Raw genomic sequence first — 16,302 nt, forward strand, 5'->3', positions numbered from 1 at the left:
GGTGACGATGGGCGAAATCCTGCGCCGCTGCGGCGACGAGCTGACGCGCGAGAACGTGCTGAAGCAGGCCTCTAATCTCAACGGCTTCCACTCGCCGTTCTTCCTCGACGGCATCACCTACAATTATACGCCCGACGACTACACGCCGATGAAGACGCTCTACATCTCGATTTTCAACGGCAGCGACTGGGACATTTCGGACAAGCCCGTGACGGAGTGAGGTCTCCCCTATCTCCGCTCGCCGCAGGGCCATCGCAATCTCCGACGGCTAAGGCGCGTCGACGTTTCCCCATCGTCATGGCCGGGCTTGTCCCGGCCATCCACGTCTTTGAAGCAGCAAGTAAGTACGACGTGGATGCCCGGCACAAGGCCGGGCATGACGAGCGGGCGGGAACGGCGGACGACCCACATCAAACCGAACCCGTTGGACCTTCAGCCATATGCGATGGTCTTGCCCAGGCCCTCGACGAAATGGCTTCGACAGCTTAGCTCTATTGCGTGTCGCTGCTGGACCAGCCCGAGCTGCCGTTCGACGAGCCAGCGCTGCTGCCGGACCGTTTCCAAAAATGGTTCGCCGGCCGCGGCTGGTCGCCGCGCGCGCATCAGCTCGCGCTACTCGAGAAGGCGCGCGACAATCGCTCGGCCCTGCTGATCGCGCCGACCGGCGCCGGCAAGACGCTGGCCGGATTTCTGCCGACCCTGGTGGAGCTGAGTGGGGACACGCGGTCGCGCGCCGCGTCGTGGCCTCTGCCGCCGTACACTGTTTCCTCTCCCTCCCCCCTTGTGGGGGAGGGGCGGGGAGGGGGGCACCCGGACGCGCAATCGCCGTTATCCCCTTCCCGGCGAGGCGAAGGAAGAAGCAGCGTCCAGCGCAGCCGCGGCCTGCACACGCTGTACATCTCGCCGCTGAAGGCGCTCGCGGTCGACATCGCGCGCAACCTCGAAATGCCGGTCGCCGAGATGGGGCTGCCGATCCGGATCGAGACCCGCACCGGCGACACGCCGGTGTCACGGCGCCAGCGGCAGCGGCGCTATCCGCCGGATATCCTGCTCACCACGCCGGAACAGCTCGCGCTGCTGCTCGCCTCCGACGATGCGCCGTTCCTGTTCTCCTCCTTGAAGCGGATCGTGCTCGACGAACTGCACGCGCTGGTCACCTCCAAGCGGGGCGACCTGTTGTCGCTCGGACTTGCGCGGCTCTGGAAGCTCGCGCCCGAGATCCGCGCAATCGGGCTTTCGGCGACAGTGGCAGAGCCGGACGAACTCGCGCGCTTTCTGGTGCCGCAGCCCGGCGGCAAGCCCCTATCCGCCGACATCGTCGTCGCGGGCGGCGCCGCGCCGCCCATCGTCGAAATGCTGGACTCGCGCGAACGCTTGCCCTGGGCGGGGCACACGGCGCGCCATGCGCTCGGCGAAGTCTATGAGCTGATCAAGCGCAACAAGACCACGCTGGTCTTCGTCAACACCAGAAGCCAGGCCGAGATGCTGTTCCAGGATCTCTGGCGCATCAACGATGATGGGCTCGCGATCGCGCTGCATCACGGCTCGCTCGACGTCGCGCAGCGCCGCAAGGTCGAGGAGGCGATGGCGGCGGGCCGGCTGCAGGGCATCGTCTGCACCTCGTCGCTCGACCTCGGCGTCGACTGGGGCGACGTCGACCTCGTCATCAATATCGGTGCGCCAAAGGGCTGCTCGCGCCTGATGCAGCGCATCGGCCGTGCCAACCACCGCCTCGATGAAGCCTCGCGCGCGGTTCTCGTCCCGGCCAATCGGTTCGAGGTGCTGGAATGCTCGGTGGCGATCGATGCGATCGCGGAAAATGCGCAGGATACGCCGCCTTTGCGTACCGGTGCTCTCGACGTGCTTGCCCAGCATGTGCTGGGCTGTGCCTGCGGTGAGCCGTTTTTCCCCGACGACTTGTATGCGGAGGTCGTGACGGCGGCACCCTATGCAACACTGTCGCGCGAAAATTTCGACGACGTGGTCGAGTTCGTCGCAACCGGCGGCTATGCGCTGAAGACCTATGAACGCTTCGCCCGCATCAAGCAAGACAAGCAGGGCCGCTGGCGCGTCGCCAATCCAAAGGTGCGGCAGAGCTATCGTCTCAATGTCGGCACCATCGTCGAGGAGCCGATGCTGAAGGTCAAGCTGGTGCGGTCGCGCGCCGGAGGAGCTGGCAGCACGGGACCGATTAACCGCGGCGGCCGGATGCTCGGCGAGATCGAGGAATATTTCATCGAAGGCCTCGTGGTCGGCGACACCTTTGTGTTCGGCGGCGAGGTCGTTCGTTACGAGGCCCTCGTGGAGGACCAGGTCTACGTTTCCCGCGCCAATGACAAGGATGCAAAAGTGCCGTCCTATATGGGCGGCAAGTTTCCGCTCTCCACCTATCTCGCCGAACGCGTGCGAAAACTGCTCGACGACGGGCGCGCCTGGGGCGCGCTGCCGGAGCAGGTGCGCGACTGGCTTTCTCTTCAACGCGACGTCTCGCGCGTGCCAGGCGTGCGCGAGCTGCTGGTCGAGACGTTTCCACGCGGCACCAAAAACTATCTCATCTGCTATCCCTTCGAGGGACGGCTTGCGCATCAGACGCTCGGCATGCTCCTGACGCGCCGGCTGGAGCGGGCCCGCGCCCGTCCGCTCGGCTTCGTCGCCAACGAATATGCACTTGCCGTGTGGGGGATCGGCGACATGTCGTTCATGATCCGGCACGGCCAGCTCAGTCTCGCTGCGCTGTTCGACGCCGACATGCTCGGCGATGATCTCGAAGCGTGGCTTGCCGAATCGGCGCTGATGAAGCGCACCTTCCGCAACTGTGCGCTGATCTCGGGCTTGATCGCGCGTCGTTTTACGGACGAAGAGAAGAGCCGGCGCCAGGTGCTGTTCTCGACCGATCTCGTCTACGATGTGCTGCGCAAGCATCAGGCCGATCATGTGCTGCTCCGCGCCGCGCGCGCTGATGCGGCGACGGGCCTGCTCGATCTGAAGCGGCTCGGCGACATGCTGGCGCGAATCAGGGGACGAATCACTCACCGGGAACTCGACCATGTTTCGCCGCTCGCTGTTCCCGTGATGCTGGAAATCGGCCGCGAATCCATTTATGGCGAGGCATCCGACGAGTTGTTGGCGGAAGCCGCCGAAGAACTCGTCAGGGAAGCTGCGGGATAGACGGGATCAGGTGTGACGATACGCGCGCAAATCACCGATGAGGGATCATCCAGGGCGCGCAACTCCATCGTCGAGCTTGCCGGCGTCACGCTGGTTGCCGACGTCTCCGGTGCGCTGGTCTGGGAGGAGGTAGGGCTCCTCGTCGTGTCCGATCTGCACCTGGAAAAAGGCTCGAGCTTCGCGGCGCGCGGCGTGCTGCTGCCACCCTATGACACCGCTGCGACACTCGGCCGGCTTGCCGCCGTCGTTGCGCGCTACAATCCGGGCATGGTGATTGCGCTCGGCGACAGTTTTCATGATCGCCTCGCGCATGAGCGGCTGGCGTGCAGCGATCGCGAGGCGATTGCCGCGCTCCAGGAAGGGCGCGACTGGATCTGGATTTCCGGCAATCATGATCCGGCGCTGCCGGACAGTCTTGGCGGCGTGGTCGCAACCGAAGTCGCGATCGGGCCGATCGTGTTTCGTCACGAGCCCACCGGCGTGATCGGCGAGATTGCAGGGCATCTGCATCCCAAGGCGCGCGTCGCCACGCGCGGCCGGGCGATGGAGCGGCGCTGCTTTGCCTCCGACGGCGAGCGCGCGGTCATGCCGGCATTCGGCGCCTATGCCGGTGGCCTCAGCATCCGCGACCTAGCGTTTGCAAAGATCTTTCCGCAGGTCGGCTTCATGGCCTATCTGCTCGGCGACAACCGCCTGCACGCCATCGCCGCCGCACGGTGCTGTTAATCGTCGGTAGGATGGATGGAGCGAAAGCGATACCGATCATATTTCCGCAAACGATGATAGGTTTCGCAAGAGCTCAACCCATCCTACGCAGCTGAGCGGGTGGCTGCTACGCCGCCTTCGCCTGCACGCTGTTGCAGAAATCGGCGAGGCGGTCGGCGAGCCGCAGCGTGGCCGGGCTCGCATCCGGTGAGGCGAGCAGCGCCATCTCCGTCTTGTCGATCGGCCTGAAACCTTCCTTCGCCGTGAGCACGCGGTGATCGGCCTGGATCGACATGTCGGAGAGGATGCTCAATCCCATGCCGGCCGCGACGGCAGCCTGGATACCGGCGAGGCTCGATGACGTATAGGCCATGTGCCAGGCGCGGCCGGCGCTTTCCAGCGCATGGATCGCGCGCGCCCGGTACAGGCAGCCGCCGGGAAAGCCGATCAGCGGCAGCGACTTGGCCTTGATGTCGACGGGGTGGCTCTTGCTGGTGACCCAGTGCACGCGCTCCGGCCACACCGCGATCGCGCCTGGCTCGCCGGCGTCGCGCTTGAGCAGTGCGAGATCGAGTTCGCCGCGCGCGAGGTCGCGCTTCAGATAGAGACTCTGGTCGGCGCGCACGTCGAGCCGCAACCCAGGCCGCTCGCGCGTGCAGCTCGCGAGCAGTTCTGCCAGCCGGTAGGCGGCAAAGTCCTCTGGGATGCCCAGCTTGACCGCGCCCTCGCTCGCGGGTCGCGCCAGCACGTCGCGCGCCTCCTCGGCGAGCGACAGCAGCCGCCGCGCATAGGACAACAGTTTTTCGCCGGCCTCGGTCAGCGTGACCTGCTTGCCGTTACGATGGAGCAGCGGCTGGCCGATGTCCTCTTCCAGCCGCCTGATCTGCTGGCTGACGGTCGACTGGGTCCGGTGCACGCGCTCGCCGGCGCGGGTGAAGCCGCCGGCCTCGACGACCGAGACGAAACTGCGCAGCAATTCAAGATCAAGCATGGCACCGGCGTCCATTCAATTTTCCACTGATTGATATTGTATGATTTAATTTTCAAATGGCAAGCGGCGGCCCTACATGAGAAGGACCCAAGACGATTTCTCACCGGAAACTGCCATGTCGCTCGCACCTGCCGCCGCTGTTCCCCGCGTCACCTCCAACCCCATGCCGTTCGCGATCGCGCTGTTCTGCGTGCTCTGGAGCTTTGCCTTCGTCGCCGGCAAGATCGGCGTCACCTACTGCCCGCCGCTGATCCTGCTGACGGCGCGCTTCCTGCTCGCCGGCGTGATCATTCTGGCGACCTCGGCATTTCGACGCGATGCCGGGTCGCTTTCCTGGCGTGACGTGATCGTGTTCGCCGTTCTCGGCGTCGCCAACAACGCGCTCTATCTCGGCCTTGGCTACACCGGGCTGAAATCCGTATCTGCCGGGCTCGGCGCGCTGATCGTGTCCGCGAACCCGGTGTTCACCGCGGTGCTCGCCGCGCTGGTCCTTGGCGAGCAGCTGACGTTTCGCAAGGTCGCAGGCCTTTTGTTTGGCATCGTCGGCGTCGCCATGATCGTCTGGCACCGCATGGCGGTCGGGACCGACAGTTTTCATGGCATCCTGTTCACGCTGGCCTCGCTCGCCTCCATTGTGCTCGGCACTATCCTGTTCAAACTGCTCGCGCCACGAGGCAGCCTGTGGATCGGCAATGGCGTCCAGAACATGGCCGCGGGACTTGCACTGCTGCCGTTTGCGGCTGTTTTCGCCGACGTTGGCGACATCGTGCCGAATGCAAAGCTGCTTGGCGCCTTTGCGTTCCTCGTGCTCGGGGGCTCGATTCTCGCCTACGTCCTGTGGTTTCGTCTGCTCAAGACCTATGGTGCGACGGCCGCGAGCGCCTATCATTTCCTGATGCCGCCGCTCGGCATGCTGTTCGCCTGGGTCGTGCTCGGCGAGCACGTGGCGCTACGCGATCTGCTAGGGATCGTTCCGGTGGCGCTCGGCATTTATCTGGTGACGCGTCCTTCCGCATCGAACGGGAGCAAGCTATGAGCATCACCATCACGCTGATCGGTGGCCCCACGGCGCTGATCGAGATCGACGGATTTCGGCTGCTGACCGATCCGACTTTCGATGCCCCCGGCTTCTATCAATTGCCGCATGTCAAACTGCAGAAGCTCGACGGTCCCGCGATGACTGTCGATGCGATCGGCGAGGTTGATGCCGTGCTGCTCAGCCATGACCAGCATTCGGACAATCTCGATAATGCGGGCCGGGATTTCCTCGCGCGCGCCAAACGCGTGCTGACGACCGAGGCCGGTGCCAAGCGGCTCGGCGCGCCCGCGGAGGGATTTGCACCCTGGGCCACGACGGAGTTGCAGGGAAAGAACGGTCGTTCGATCAAGGTCACGGCGACGCCGGCGCGGCATGGCCCGGCCGGGATCGAGCCGCTGGCGGGCGATGTGATTGGCTTCGTGCTCAGCTCAGACCATCAGCCGCCGGTCTATGTCAGCGGCGACACCGTCTGGTTCGACGGCGTCGCCGAGGTGGCGCGCCGCTTCAAATGCGGCCTCGTGCTGCCTTTCGCGGGCGCGGCGCAGACCCGCGGGCCGTTCCATCTCACCATGGACACCAATGACACGATCGAGACCGCGCGCGCCTTTCCCGAGGCGCTCATTATTCCGCTTCATACGGATGGCTGGGCGCATTTCCGCCAGAGCGCGCAGGACCTGCGCGTCTCGTTCGATGCGCTCGGTTTCGGCAAGCGGCTGCGGCTGCTGGAGCCGGGCGTCGCGACGGCGATCGACCAGTAACCCAGGGCTGTCATGCCCCGCGAAAGGCGGGGCATCCAGTATTCCAGAGGCGTCAGTGCTTAAACGGATAGGCCGCGGCGTACTGGATCGCCCGGTCGAGCCGGGCGATGACAGCTGAGTGAACGGTGGCCGCGAACTTAGTCCTTCGCAAATACGATGGACGCCATCCAACCGCTCATCAGCGCCATCGCGGTCGTGATCAGCCCGTAGATGAAGCCGTTCTGGCGCGCATTGGTGGCGACGAACTGTTCGAAGCCCACCTTGACGATCTCGAACGCCGATTCGGTCTTGGCTACGAACACGCCATTCGAAAACAGTTTGATGTCGACCTCATAGGTTCCGATCGGCACCGCTGCGGGAAGCGGAATCCCGGTGCGGAACAACGTCGGCGTCAGGAAGGTGACGGCGGACGTATCCTCGCGATACAGGCCGCGCTCGGAGCGCAGCCGCACGAAGGCGCTTCGGAACGGATCGTTCGGCACCACGTCGGCATAGTCTGGCCCGACGCGCTGGGTCAGGATCATGTTGTTGACGCCGATCTGCTGACGACGCTGCACCTCGGCATTGGCGATGTCGTCGAGCGGGCGATTGGCGAATACCGCGAGATAGGATGGCACCTGCAGGAACTGGCGGTAGTCGGCGTTGATCCAGATGCCGAACCGCCGCTCCTTGCGCCGCGTCACCATGTCGGCGCGCGGGCCGATGATGGTGACGACGAGATCGTAGTTTTGACGGTTGGCCGGTGTGTCGGCCTCCTTCTCGACCGAGCCGAACAGCACCAGCTCCTCGCCGGAATAATTCGGCGTAACCGTCACCCGGTGGTTCGACACCGAGACGATGAGGCGTTCGGCCGCCGCCGGCGCAGCGACAACGAGCGCAGCGAGTGCCGCGAGGAGTAAGGCGATGGCGCGTCGGCGCGCGGTCATTCGGTCACCCCCGTCTCGCGGATGGTGAACATATCCTCCGGGCGGATGACGAGCTCGACGGCGAAGCGGATGCCGACCGCGAGAATCAGGAGCCCGAGCAGCAGGCGGAGCTGTTCGCCGCGAATCTTCTGGCCCGCGCGGGCGCCGAACTGTGCGCCAGTGACGCCGCCGACCATCAGGATCAGCGCCAGTACCGCGTCGACGAGGTGATTGGTGATCGCGTGCAGCATGGTCGCAAACAGCATGGTGACGAGCGTGAGCACCATCGAGGTGCCGATCACGGTCGAGGTCGGCACCCGCAAGACGTAGATCATGATCGGGACCAGAATGAAGCCGCCGCCGATGCCCATCACAGCGCCGAGGAAGCCAATGAAGATGCCGACGAGCACCACCGGGATGATCGAAAGATAGATTTTTGAGCGCTTGAAGCGCATTTTCAGCGGCAGGCCATGTATCCAGCCGTGGCTGCCGGAGCGGCGCGCCGGGATCACGATGCCGCGGCGGGTGCGCAGCATCGCGCGCAGGCCTTCCCAGGCCATCACGCCGCCGACGCTGGTGAGCAGCGCGACATAGGACAGCGCGATCATCAGGTCGAGCTGGCCGAGCGCGCGGAGCAGCGTGAAGGTGGAGACCCCCAGCGCGGTACCAATGATGCCGCCGCACAACAGGACGCCGGCCAGCGCCGGATCGATGGCGCGGCGGCGCCAGTAGGAAATCGCGCCGGAGAACGACGAGGCGGCGATATGGCTTGCGACCGAGGCCACCGCGACGGCGGGCGCGATGCCGAGAAAGATCAACAGCGGAGTCATCAAAAAGCCGCCGCCGATTCCGAACAGGCCGGACACGAAGCCGACCGCCGCACCCATTGCCAGGATGAGGAAGATGTTGACCGGAAGATCGGCGATCGGAAGATAGATCTGCACGCGCGGTCGCATTTCGGCTTGCGCCGCTGGCCCAATGCGCTTCGCGGCGTGGTTTTTTGGGCAGGCACCGGAGAGCCCGCCCGGCGCGGACCGATGACCTTTCCTCTGCATAGCCGAAATCGGCAGCGGCGGGGACTAAACAATCCGCGACGCCGCCTCTTTTTGCGCAGCATCGGCCGCGCAAAATTGCCGTGTGGTGAAGCATCAAGATTAATCCGAACTGCGCAACCCTCATGGTGAGGAGGCGCCCTTGCGCCATCTCGAACCATGAGGGCCGGTCATGATGACGGGCCTCATTCCGTCGAGGCGCGCGCAAGAGCGCGCTCGTCAGGACGAGGGGGGAGAGCGGCCCATGATGCAGTCCGATTACTGCGCCCGAAGCGGGTCGGTGATGAGGTTCATGGCGCGCGCGTCCTGCGTGCCAAGCCAGCGGATGTCGCCGCTCGCCGACATCGCTTCGACAAAGGACGAGGAGGACACGCCCATTTTTGTCAGATAGCCCAGGATCTGGCCCGTGGTGCGCTGGGTGTCGGAGACGGCGTCATGGTCCGCCGCGTTGGACACGAAGCGATGCACGCCCAGCCGCGAGCCCGGCACGCCAAAGCGGGTCGCTCCGCCGGCAAAGGCGAACACGCAGGCACTGGCGCAATGCGAGGGTTTGACCTTGCCGGCGCCGTCGATCACGCCAACGGCGGTGGCGAGGCCGTGGGCGCGAATGACTTCGCCCATGATGACGGCTTGCGCCAGATCGCCCCCGGGTGAGGACATCAGCACCACATCGCCGGGAACGAGGTGGGCTTCGTCGAGGCGGTCGCGAAACCAGCTCGCGGAGGCGGCGCCGATCTCGCCGCTGATGACGAGCGCCGAGCGGCGATGGCCGAGATCGCCGAGGTCGGCCTCGCTGGCCAGCGCCGACGTCAGGCTGTGGGAGAAATAGAGGTCTTTCCAATAAGCCCAGGCTTCCGGCCGCGACACATCCTTGAAGGCCTGGATCAAGGTGGTGCCAACGATGAGCACAAAGGCGATCACCGAGAGCCGGCTGGTCCATTTTCGTTCTGACATGAGCTCTGACGGTCGTGGCCGCCTGTCGGCGGCCTGGAGCGGCGGCGGCCGGTCCCACGGTCCCGGCCGCCGCGCCTCACCGTGTCCGCTCTGATCATCTCGAAGTGTCATCCGCCTCGCCTGCCTATGGTGCGCTCACAGCCTTAAAAAATGGCCGAGCCTTTGCGCCAGATTGTGGCACGATTTTCCATAGCTTTGTCGGCGAGTGATACGCCGCGGTTCGTCTTGACGGATAACAAACTCTTCAGGTGTGTTTTGAAATGCCCGCTTCGTCAGCGCGCCAGAGCGGTGCGCTTGACCGCGGCGGGTTTCGCCGCGGGTTTGGCCTGTTCGGCTTGGGCCGGCGCACCATCCCATCCGCCGGCCGGCGCCGGCACGATCACTGCCTCCTCGGGCTGCGGTTCGGCCGTAAAAGTCTGGATGGCCAGCTTGGCCGCCGCCAGCGACTGCGCATCGAGGCGTTTTGCGACATCGTCGCGCTTGTGTCCGGCGTCGGCATCGCCCTGGCTGGCCGCGAGGCTGAACCATTTGTAGGATTCCGCGAGGTTCTGCTCCACGCCGATGCCGCGCGCATAGAGGATGCCGAGATTGTACTGGCTGTCGGCGACGCCGCGGTCGGCGGCCTTGCGGAACCAGGCCGAGGCCGTGGTGTAGTTGGCGCCCTTGCCGCCACCATCGGCCTCGAGCACCGCGAGATTGTGCATCGCCTTGGCATTGCCACGCTCGGCGGCCTGCAGGTAATAACGATGCGCGAGGTCGAGATCGCGCTTCACGCCAAGGCCCTTCTCATAGAAGGTGCCGAGCCGGAATACGGCCGGGATCACGCCGGCTTGCGCGGCGCGGTCATACCATTTGGCGGCTTCCTCGAGGTTGGCCGCGATACCCTTGCCTTCGGCGAAACGCAGGCCGATTTCATAGGCCGCGGCCGGATCGCCCTTCAGCGCGGCCGAGCGTAGGCCCTGGCCGCTGATCGCGTCCGGCAGTTTTTCATTCGCCGGAATCTGGATCATCGCACTCTTACGGGCGGCCGACGCTGGCGGCGCCGCAACGGTGCCGGTCACCTCGCTGCCGGTGGGCGTCGGCGACGCGGCCGATGACGGCGGGATTGCGACCGAGGCGCTTGCAGCGGCGCTGCTCGCCGAAGAATTGTTGAATGACTGGCGCCCGATCGGGGTCGGCGAGGTCAGCGAGGGCGTCGCCGGATCAGGCATGAACGGCCTGGCGCCGCTGTCCGCCGGCGGCTGAGGCGGCGGTTCTTTGGCGCTTTCCTTGACGCGTTCGACCGCCGGCGGCGCGCTGCCGCCGTCGAGCAGCGACAAGGCCGTCTTGAAGACCGCGAGCACGATCACGACGACGCTCACGCCGACCAGGACCGAGCGGATTTTTGACGCCGTTGTCGACGGCGCCTTCGGCTTGTCACCGCTCTTGTCAACGGTCTTGGCCGCGCCGCTGGGCGGCTTGCGGCTGCTCTTGTCGTTCGTCGGCTGCGCCGCGGCCGCCTGGGCGGCACGGCGAGCGGCCGCGATAAAGCTGGACGAACTGACCGGCTCGCGCGGACTTGCCGGGATTTCGCTGATGGCGCTTTCGGACGCCGCGATACGCTCCGACGGCGTCGACAGGCGTGCGCCCGGCCGCGTGCCGGGCTCGAGCGGATGATCCGGCGGCAGGTCGGGCGCGAACGCCGGACGCGCGGCTGCTGCGTGCGGCTCCAGGATCTCGCTGATCGCCTTCGGGGCGATCGCGGAGATCGCCGGAATGGGCGGCGAGGCAGCATGGAAGTCTCTTGGCGCGGCGGCGAACGGCGCCGGGTTGAAGGGCGCCTGACTGAAAGGTGCCTGATTGAAAGGTGGCTGGCTTGCGGCCGGGTTGGGCAGTTCGGGCCTTGCCTGCTGGGCCGGACCTGGCGCAGGCATTGGCGGTTCGGACGGCGCCAGCGCCGGGCTCATGACCGGCTGCAGCGGCGCTGATCGCGCGGAGCGCAGATCGGTCTCGATCATCGCGAGGCGATCGACCACATGCCCGAGTGTGTTGTGGACGGCTTCGAGCGAATCCTGGGTGAGGCGGTCGGTCTCCGTTTGGCTGAAGCGAATGTCCGACAACTCGCGCTTGACGAGGTCGAACAGGCCGGTGTCGGGCGGCGGAGGCGGCGCATTGCGCCGGCTCTCCACCAGCGCGGCAAAAGTCTCCTGCTGCCGCTCCAGATGGCGCAGCACGTCCTGCAAGCCGTCCTCGACCCGGACCAGGTTGCCGGAACGGTGATCGTTCGAGCTTTCCAGCCGTTCGAGCAAGTAAGTTACGCGTTGTTCAAGATGCGCGAGCGCGGAGGCGCTGTCGCTGCCGATCTGCAGGCGGTCGATGCGCTCGGTGAGCGAGCGCAGCGCGCCTTCGAGCTGTTCGGAGTTTTCCGCCGCCGACGGGCGTTCGCGGTTTTCCAGCGCCGAGGTCAGCGCGGCGATGCGCTGCTCGAGCATGGCGAAAGAATCCGCGTTGTCGCTCGGCCGGGTCAGCTGGTCGACCTTGGTCGACAACAGCCGCACGTCGTCCGCAAGCCGCGCCAGCGCGTCATTGGAGGCGATATTGGCCACGATGGCGCGCAGCGCCGAGATGGCGCTTTCCAGCTGCTCCACCGTGCCGGGATCGTCGCTCTCGCGCACGATCAGGTCGAGCTTGGCCGTCAGATTGCGGATCGCCTCGTCATAGCCCGTGAGCTGCTCCGCCGGTGTCAGCGAGCGCAACACTTCGCGGATCTCGCCGAGCGCCCGCTCGATGCTGGCGAGCGCCTGCGTGTCGCTGCCGCTTTGCCGGTTCTCGTCGATGCGGCGAGCGAGCGCGCGGATATCGTTCTCGATCTGCTCGATCGCGCGGCGCGGCATCGCCTCCGTCAGGGCCTGGCGGATCTCCGCAAGCTCGCCGCGGAAGGCGGCGATCAATCGCTCAATCTCGTCGTTCGGGCGCTGCAGCGCCTCGATCTGACTCGTGATGTTGACGAGATAGCGCTCCAGCAGCGAGAAATCCGCGCCGGCCGGGATCGCCGGCGGTGCCGCAGGGAGAGGTGCCGGCTCGCGCATCGGAGGAGGGGAAGGGAGCGGCGCGCTCTCGCGCAGCGGGACCGAGCGCAGCGTGTCGCCGGAATCGAGTTCGGTCTGGCGCGCGGCAATCTCGGCGACAGCCGCGTCCAGTGACACCGGGTTCAGCGGGGGCGCATTGCGATAGAGCTGGGCGGCGGCGCGTTCGACCAATCTGTCCTGGTTCTCCTCGGCTTTCGCCGGGAGCCTGTCCTGTATCCTGCCCTGCGCGGCGCCTTGCGCCTTCTGTTGAGTTTTCTCCCGAGCTGTCTGCTGTATTCGTTCGCGGACCTTCTCCTGCACCCGCTCTTGCGCGCGCTCGCGGGCCTTGTCCTCGACGGGCGGCGCGGCGGCGCGACTGGAGATCTGCGACAGGCGGGCATCGAGCCGGGAGATGGCATCGTTGAGCTGGCGCGCGACGCCCCGCTCGGCGCCGGCATCGTCCCCCGGTGACTGTGGGCGCGAAATCCGCTCGATCTGGCGGGTGATCGAGTCGAGCCGGCGGTGGATATCGGCGACTTCGCGGGTTTCCCGGCTCGGCGTGTTGGCGCGATCGTCGCGCTCGCGGAAATTGGGCGGCGTGGAATCGCCCAGCCTGGAATCGAGCCAGTCATTGAGCGACAGCCCGGCCCGGCGGGCGGCGGCTTCGGCCCTCTGGCGGACGGACGGATCGATGCTATCGACACTCCACGATACGCGCGAATTCATGTCTCTCGTCCGGTTCCGCTCCGGCGCCCCCACCTGGCACCTCCGGCCTCCCCGCGCGTCCCGAATCCAACACAATCGAATTCGGCGCAGGTCGTCTGCCTCTGCTGGAGACTTTTTCCGGTTACGGTAAAGAACGGGTTAAGGAAGGTCGTTGACGGGCCGTAAAGTTTTGTCGCCGCGTCAGGGGTCTAGGCCGCCAATTGAATGCAAACCGTTACCGCGCATTCTCTCACACTCTCCGGCCGGCGAGAGGTGAACCGAGTTCGACGAGAGGCTGCCGAATGTCGGGCGTCAATCGCCCGAACCCCTCCGCTCGCGCTGATCGGCGCTGCGGGATGTTGCAGCCGCTGCGCTCGTCAGATCCGACAGAGCCGTGATGGCCTCTTCGCACCATTCGGTCACCATGCGTTCGTGGCGCAGCCCGAGGCGCAGGCTGAGCAGCTTGCCCATGTCGGCGGGCGAGGCAGTGCCTTGCGGAAATCGTTTCTTCAAAATGCGCTCGAAGCGCTCATAGCGGTCACGATGATGTTCCAGCCGCGCCATGAGATCGGCGCGCAGGGGCGCGATATCGACGCTGTCGAGCGCGTAGAGACGCACCAACAGGTCGTCCTTGATCGAGGGCGGGGTCGAAGGCCGCGCCGCCCAGTGCCTGAATGCCGCCCGGCCCTCCGCCGTCAGCGTATACACCAGCTTGTTCGGCTTGCCGGATTGCACGACCTCGCGGCCCTGGATGTGGCCGCGGTCGCGCAGGCGCGAGAGCTCGCGATAGATCTGCTGATGGTCGGTCTTCCAGAAAAAGCCGATCGAGGACTCGAACGTCTTGGCGAGCTCATAGCCCGTCATCGGATGCTCGGTCAGGCAGGCGAGGATTGCGTCAGCCAATGCCACAGGCCGGCCCTCCCAGTTGGTTTGATCCTGCGTCATCAGGTCAGGCTTGACTTTATGCACACAAGTGCATATGCGTCAATGTGCATATGAAGTGCGGAACCTCGAAGCTCGATCCTCGGACCGGCGGGAGACGTCATGTGACCGGCACCGGCCTTCAGAAATGGTACGGCTATATCAAGTCGCATGACCGCGCCGCGCTCTGGGACCTGCTGCATCCCGACGCGGTGTTCGAGAGCCCCGTCGTGCATGCGCCGCAGCGCGGGCGCGACATAACCTTCAAATATCTGACGAGCGCCGAAAAAGTTTTGGGCGGTCCTAGCTTCGCCTATGTCGGCGAGTGGCGCAGCGAAAATGGGGCTGTCCTGGAATTCACCAATGAGATCGACGGGATCACCATCAACGGCGTCGACATCATCAGTTTCGATGCGGACGACCGCATCACGCGCTTCAAGGTCATGGTCCGGCCGCTGAAGGCGATCAATCTGCTGCACCGCCTGATGGGGGAACAGCTCGTGAAGCCATCGCCGTGACGCCGTCACGCGGGCATTGCCTGCTGCCCCGAATTGCTGAAATCGCTAAGCTCCGCGCTTAAGACGTCCCAATGTCCAAGCTCCTGCCGGGAGAGATGCCATGCCGATCTACAAAGCCCCCGTGGAAGATGTGAGCTTCCTGCTCAACGACGTGTTCCAGATCGATCGCTACGACAATCTTCCGGGCTTCTCCGACGCCTCAGCCGATGTCCGCGAGGCGATCATCGGCGAGGCCGCAAAACTCGCCGAAGAGGTGCTACTGCCGCTGAACCGGGTGGGCGACCTCGAGGGCTGCAAGCGCCGTGACGACGGCAGCGTGACCACGCCGAAGGGCTTCAAGGAGGCGTTCAAGCAAGTCGCCGAGGGCGGCTGGCTCGGGCTGTCGGCACCATCAGAATACGGCGGCCAGGGGCTGCCGGTCACGCTGAGCCAGGCCGTCAATGAATTCCAGATGTCCGCCAACATGGCGTTCTCGATGTATGGCGGCCTCACCATGGGTGCCACCGCGGCGCTTTTGGTGCACGGCTCGGACGAGCAGAAGAAGACCTATGTGCCGAAAATGGTGGCGGGCGAATGGACCGGCACCATGAACCTGACCGAGCCGCATTGCGGCACCGATCTCGGCCTGCTCCGCACCAAGGCGGTGCGCCAGGCCGACGGCAGCTTCCGGATCACCGGCACAAAAATCTTCATCTCGGCCGGCGAGCATGATCTTGCCGACAACATCATCCATCTCGTACTCGCCCGCATCGAGGGCGCGCCCGCCGGCATCAAGGGCGTGTCGCTGTTCGTGGTGCCAAAAGTGCTGGTCAATACCGACGGTTCGCTGGGGGCGCGCAACGGCGTTACCTGCGGCTCGATCGAGCACAAGATGGGCATCCATGGCAATTCCACCTGCGTGATGAACTACGACAGCGCCACCGGCTGGCTCATCGGCGAAGAGAACAAGGGCATGCAGGGCATGTTCGTGATGATGAACGAGGCCCGGCTCGGCGTCGCCGTGCAGGGCCTGTCGCAGTCGGAGGTCGCCTATCAGAACGCGGCGGCTTACGCGCGCGAGCGGTTGCAGGGCCGTTCGCTGACGGGGGCCAAGGCCCCGGACAAGGCGGCCGATCCGATCATCGTGCATCCCGACGTGCGGCGGACGCTGCTCACGATCCGGGCCTTCAACGAAGCGGCGCGCGCCATGGTGGTGTGGACGGCGCTGAAGAGCGACGTCGCCCATCGCTCCAGCGATCCGAAGGACCGCCAGGAGGCCGACGATCACATGGGGCTGATGACGCCGGTGCTGAAAGGCTTTCTGACCGACACCGGCTTTGCCAATGCGGTGCAGGCGCAGCAGCTCTATGGCGGCCATGGTTATATCGCCGAGCACGGCATGGAGCAGTTTGTCCGCGACGCGCGCATCGCGATGATCTATGAGGGCGCCAACGGCATCCAGGCGCTCGATCTGGTCGGCCGCAAGCTGCCGCGCGACGGTGGCCGCGCGGTCATGGCGTTCTTCGGCGAGGTGGCCGCCTTCGCCAAGCAGCATGGCGC

General features: G+C 65.5%; 12 protein-coding genes and 1 pseudogene. 7 read left to right on the forward strand and 6 right to left on the reverse strand.

What is annotated here, in order from left to right; translation table 11 throughout:
• From JOZ76_RS05515 to pdeM, 3 genes and pseudogenes are all read left to right on the forward strand, one after another.
• Positions 1-220 (forward strand): annotated as a pseudogene (locus JOZ76_RS05515) (ABC transporter substrate-binding protein); the annotation flags it as partial.
• Positions 221-504: 284 nt separating this feature from the next.
• Entirely contained in the window at positions 505-3,168 is a 2,664-nt protein-coding gene (locus tag JOZ76_RS05520; RefSeq protein WP_441299981.1) for a ligase-associated DNA damage response DEXH box helicase, read from the forward strand.
• Between the two features lie 66 nt (positions 3,169-3,234).
• Complete coding sequence (gene pdeM, locus JOZ76_RS05525; RefSeq protein WP_441299982.1) at positions 3,235-3,894, forward strand: ligase-associated DNA damage response endonuclease PdeM; 660 nt, start codon at positions 3,235-3,237, stop codon at positions 3,892-3,894.
• A gap of 106 nt (positions 3,895-4,000) precedes the next feature.
• Here pdeM and JOZ76_RS05530 read toward each other — a convergent pair whose 3' ends face one another.
• On the reverse strand, positions 4,001-4,864 hold the full coding sequence (locus tag JOZ76_RS05530) for a LysR substrate-binding domain-containing protein (RefSeq protein WP_291697630.1): 864 nt from the start codon (positions 4,862-4,864) through the stop codon (positions 4,001-4,003).
• A gap of 115 nt (positions 4,865-4,979) precedes the next feature.
• On the opposite strand from JOZ76_RS05530, the gene JOZ76_RS05535 reads away from it, so the two are divergent.
• The gene (locus tag JOZ76_RS05535; protein ID WP_291697621.1) at positions 4,980-5,900 is read left to right on the forward strand and encodes a DMT family transporter; all 921 of its coding nucleotides are present in this window, start codon (positions 4,980-4,982) and stop codon (positions 5,898-5,900) included.
• The gene (locus tag JOZ76_RS05540) at positions 5,897-6,661 is read left to right on the forward strand and encodes an MBL fold metallo-hydrolase (RefSeq protein WP_291697622.1); all 765 of its coding nucleotides are present in this window, start codon (positions 5,897-5,899) and stop codon (positions 6,659-6,661) included. Before JOZ76_RS05535 ends, JOZ76_RS05540 begins: the two co-directional genes overlap by 4 nt.
• A gap of 137 nt (positions 6,662-6,798) precedes the next feature.
• Here JOZ76_RS05540 and JOZ76_RS05545 read toward each other — a convergent pair whose 3' ends face one another.
• The 5 genes from JOZ76_RS05545 to JOZ76_RS05565 form a co-directional block, all read right to left on the reverse strand.
• The gene (locus JOZ76_RS05545) at positions 6,799-7,587 is read right to left on the reverse strand and encodes a TIGR02186 family protein (protein ID WP_291697623.1); all 789 of its coding nucleotides are present in this window, start codon (positions 7,585-7,587) and stop codon (positions 6,799-6,801) included.
• Complete coding sequence (locus tag JOZ76_RS05550; protein ID WP_291697624.1) at positions 7,584-8,510, reverse strand: sulfite exporter TauE/SafE family protein; 927 nt, start codon at positions 8,508-8,510, stop codon at positions 7,584-7,586. The genes JOZ76_RS05545 and JOZ76_RS05550 overlap by 4 nt, the downstream gene beginning before the upstream one ends.
• Before the next feature lie 366 nt (positions 8,511-8,876).
• Positions 8,877-9,683 carry a hypothetical protein gene (locus JOZ76_RS05555; RefSeq protein ID WP_291697625.1) on the reverse strand — a complete coding sequence of 269 codons (807 nt, stop codon included), beginning with the start codon at positions 9,681-9,683 and terminating at the stop codon, positions 8,877-8,879.
• A 161-nt stretch (positions 9,684-9,844) separates the two neighbouring features.
• Positions 9,845-13,345: an SEL1-like repeat protein gene (locus JOZ76_RS05560; RefSeq protein WP_291697626.1), complete on the reverse strand. Its 3,501-nt coding sequence runs from the start codon at positions 13,343-13,345 to the stop codon at positions 9,845-9,847.
• A gap of 291 nt (positions 13,346-13,636) precedes the next feature.
• Positions 13,637-14,233 carry a PadR family transcriptional regulator gene (locus tag JOZ76_RS05565; RefSeq protein WP_291697631.1) on the reverse strand — a complete coding sequence of 199 codons (597 nt, stop codon included), beginning with the start codon at positions 14,231-14,233 and terminating at the stop codon, positions 13,637-13,639.
• A gap of 137 nt (positions 14,234-14,370) precedes the next feature.
• Between JOZ76_RS05565 and JOZ76_RS05570 the strand changes: the two genes are divergently transcribed.
• Together JOZ76_RS05570 and JOZ76_RS05575 are read left to right on the forward strand one after the other, a co-directional pair.
• Positions 14,371-14,763, forward strand: a complete 393-nt coding sequence (locus JOZ76_RS05570; RefSeq protein ID WP_291697627.1) for a nuclear transport factor 2 family protein — start codon at positions 14,371-14,373, stop codon at positions 14,761-14,763.
• A 100-nt stretch (positions 14,764-14,863) separates the two neighbouring features.
• Positions 14,864-16,302 (forward strand): acyl-CoA dehydrogenase family protein (locus JOZ76_RS05575; RefSeq protein WP_291697628.1); only part of this gene is annotated, 1,439 nt, incomplete at its 3' end.

Origin of the sequence: Bradyrhizobium sp., assembly GCF_019244115.1 — a bacterium.
In the GTDB taxonomy this organism is placed as follows: Bacteria; Pseudomonadota; Alphaproteobacteria; order Rhizobiales; family Xanthobacteraceae; genus Bradyrhizobium.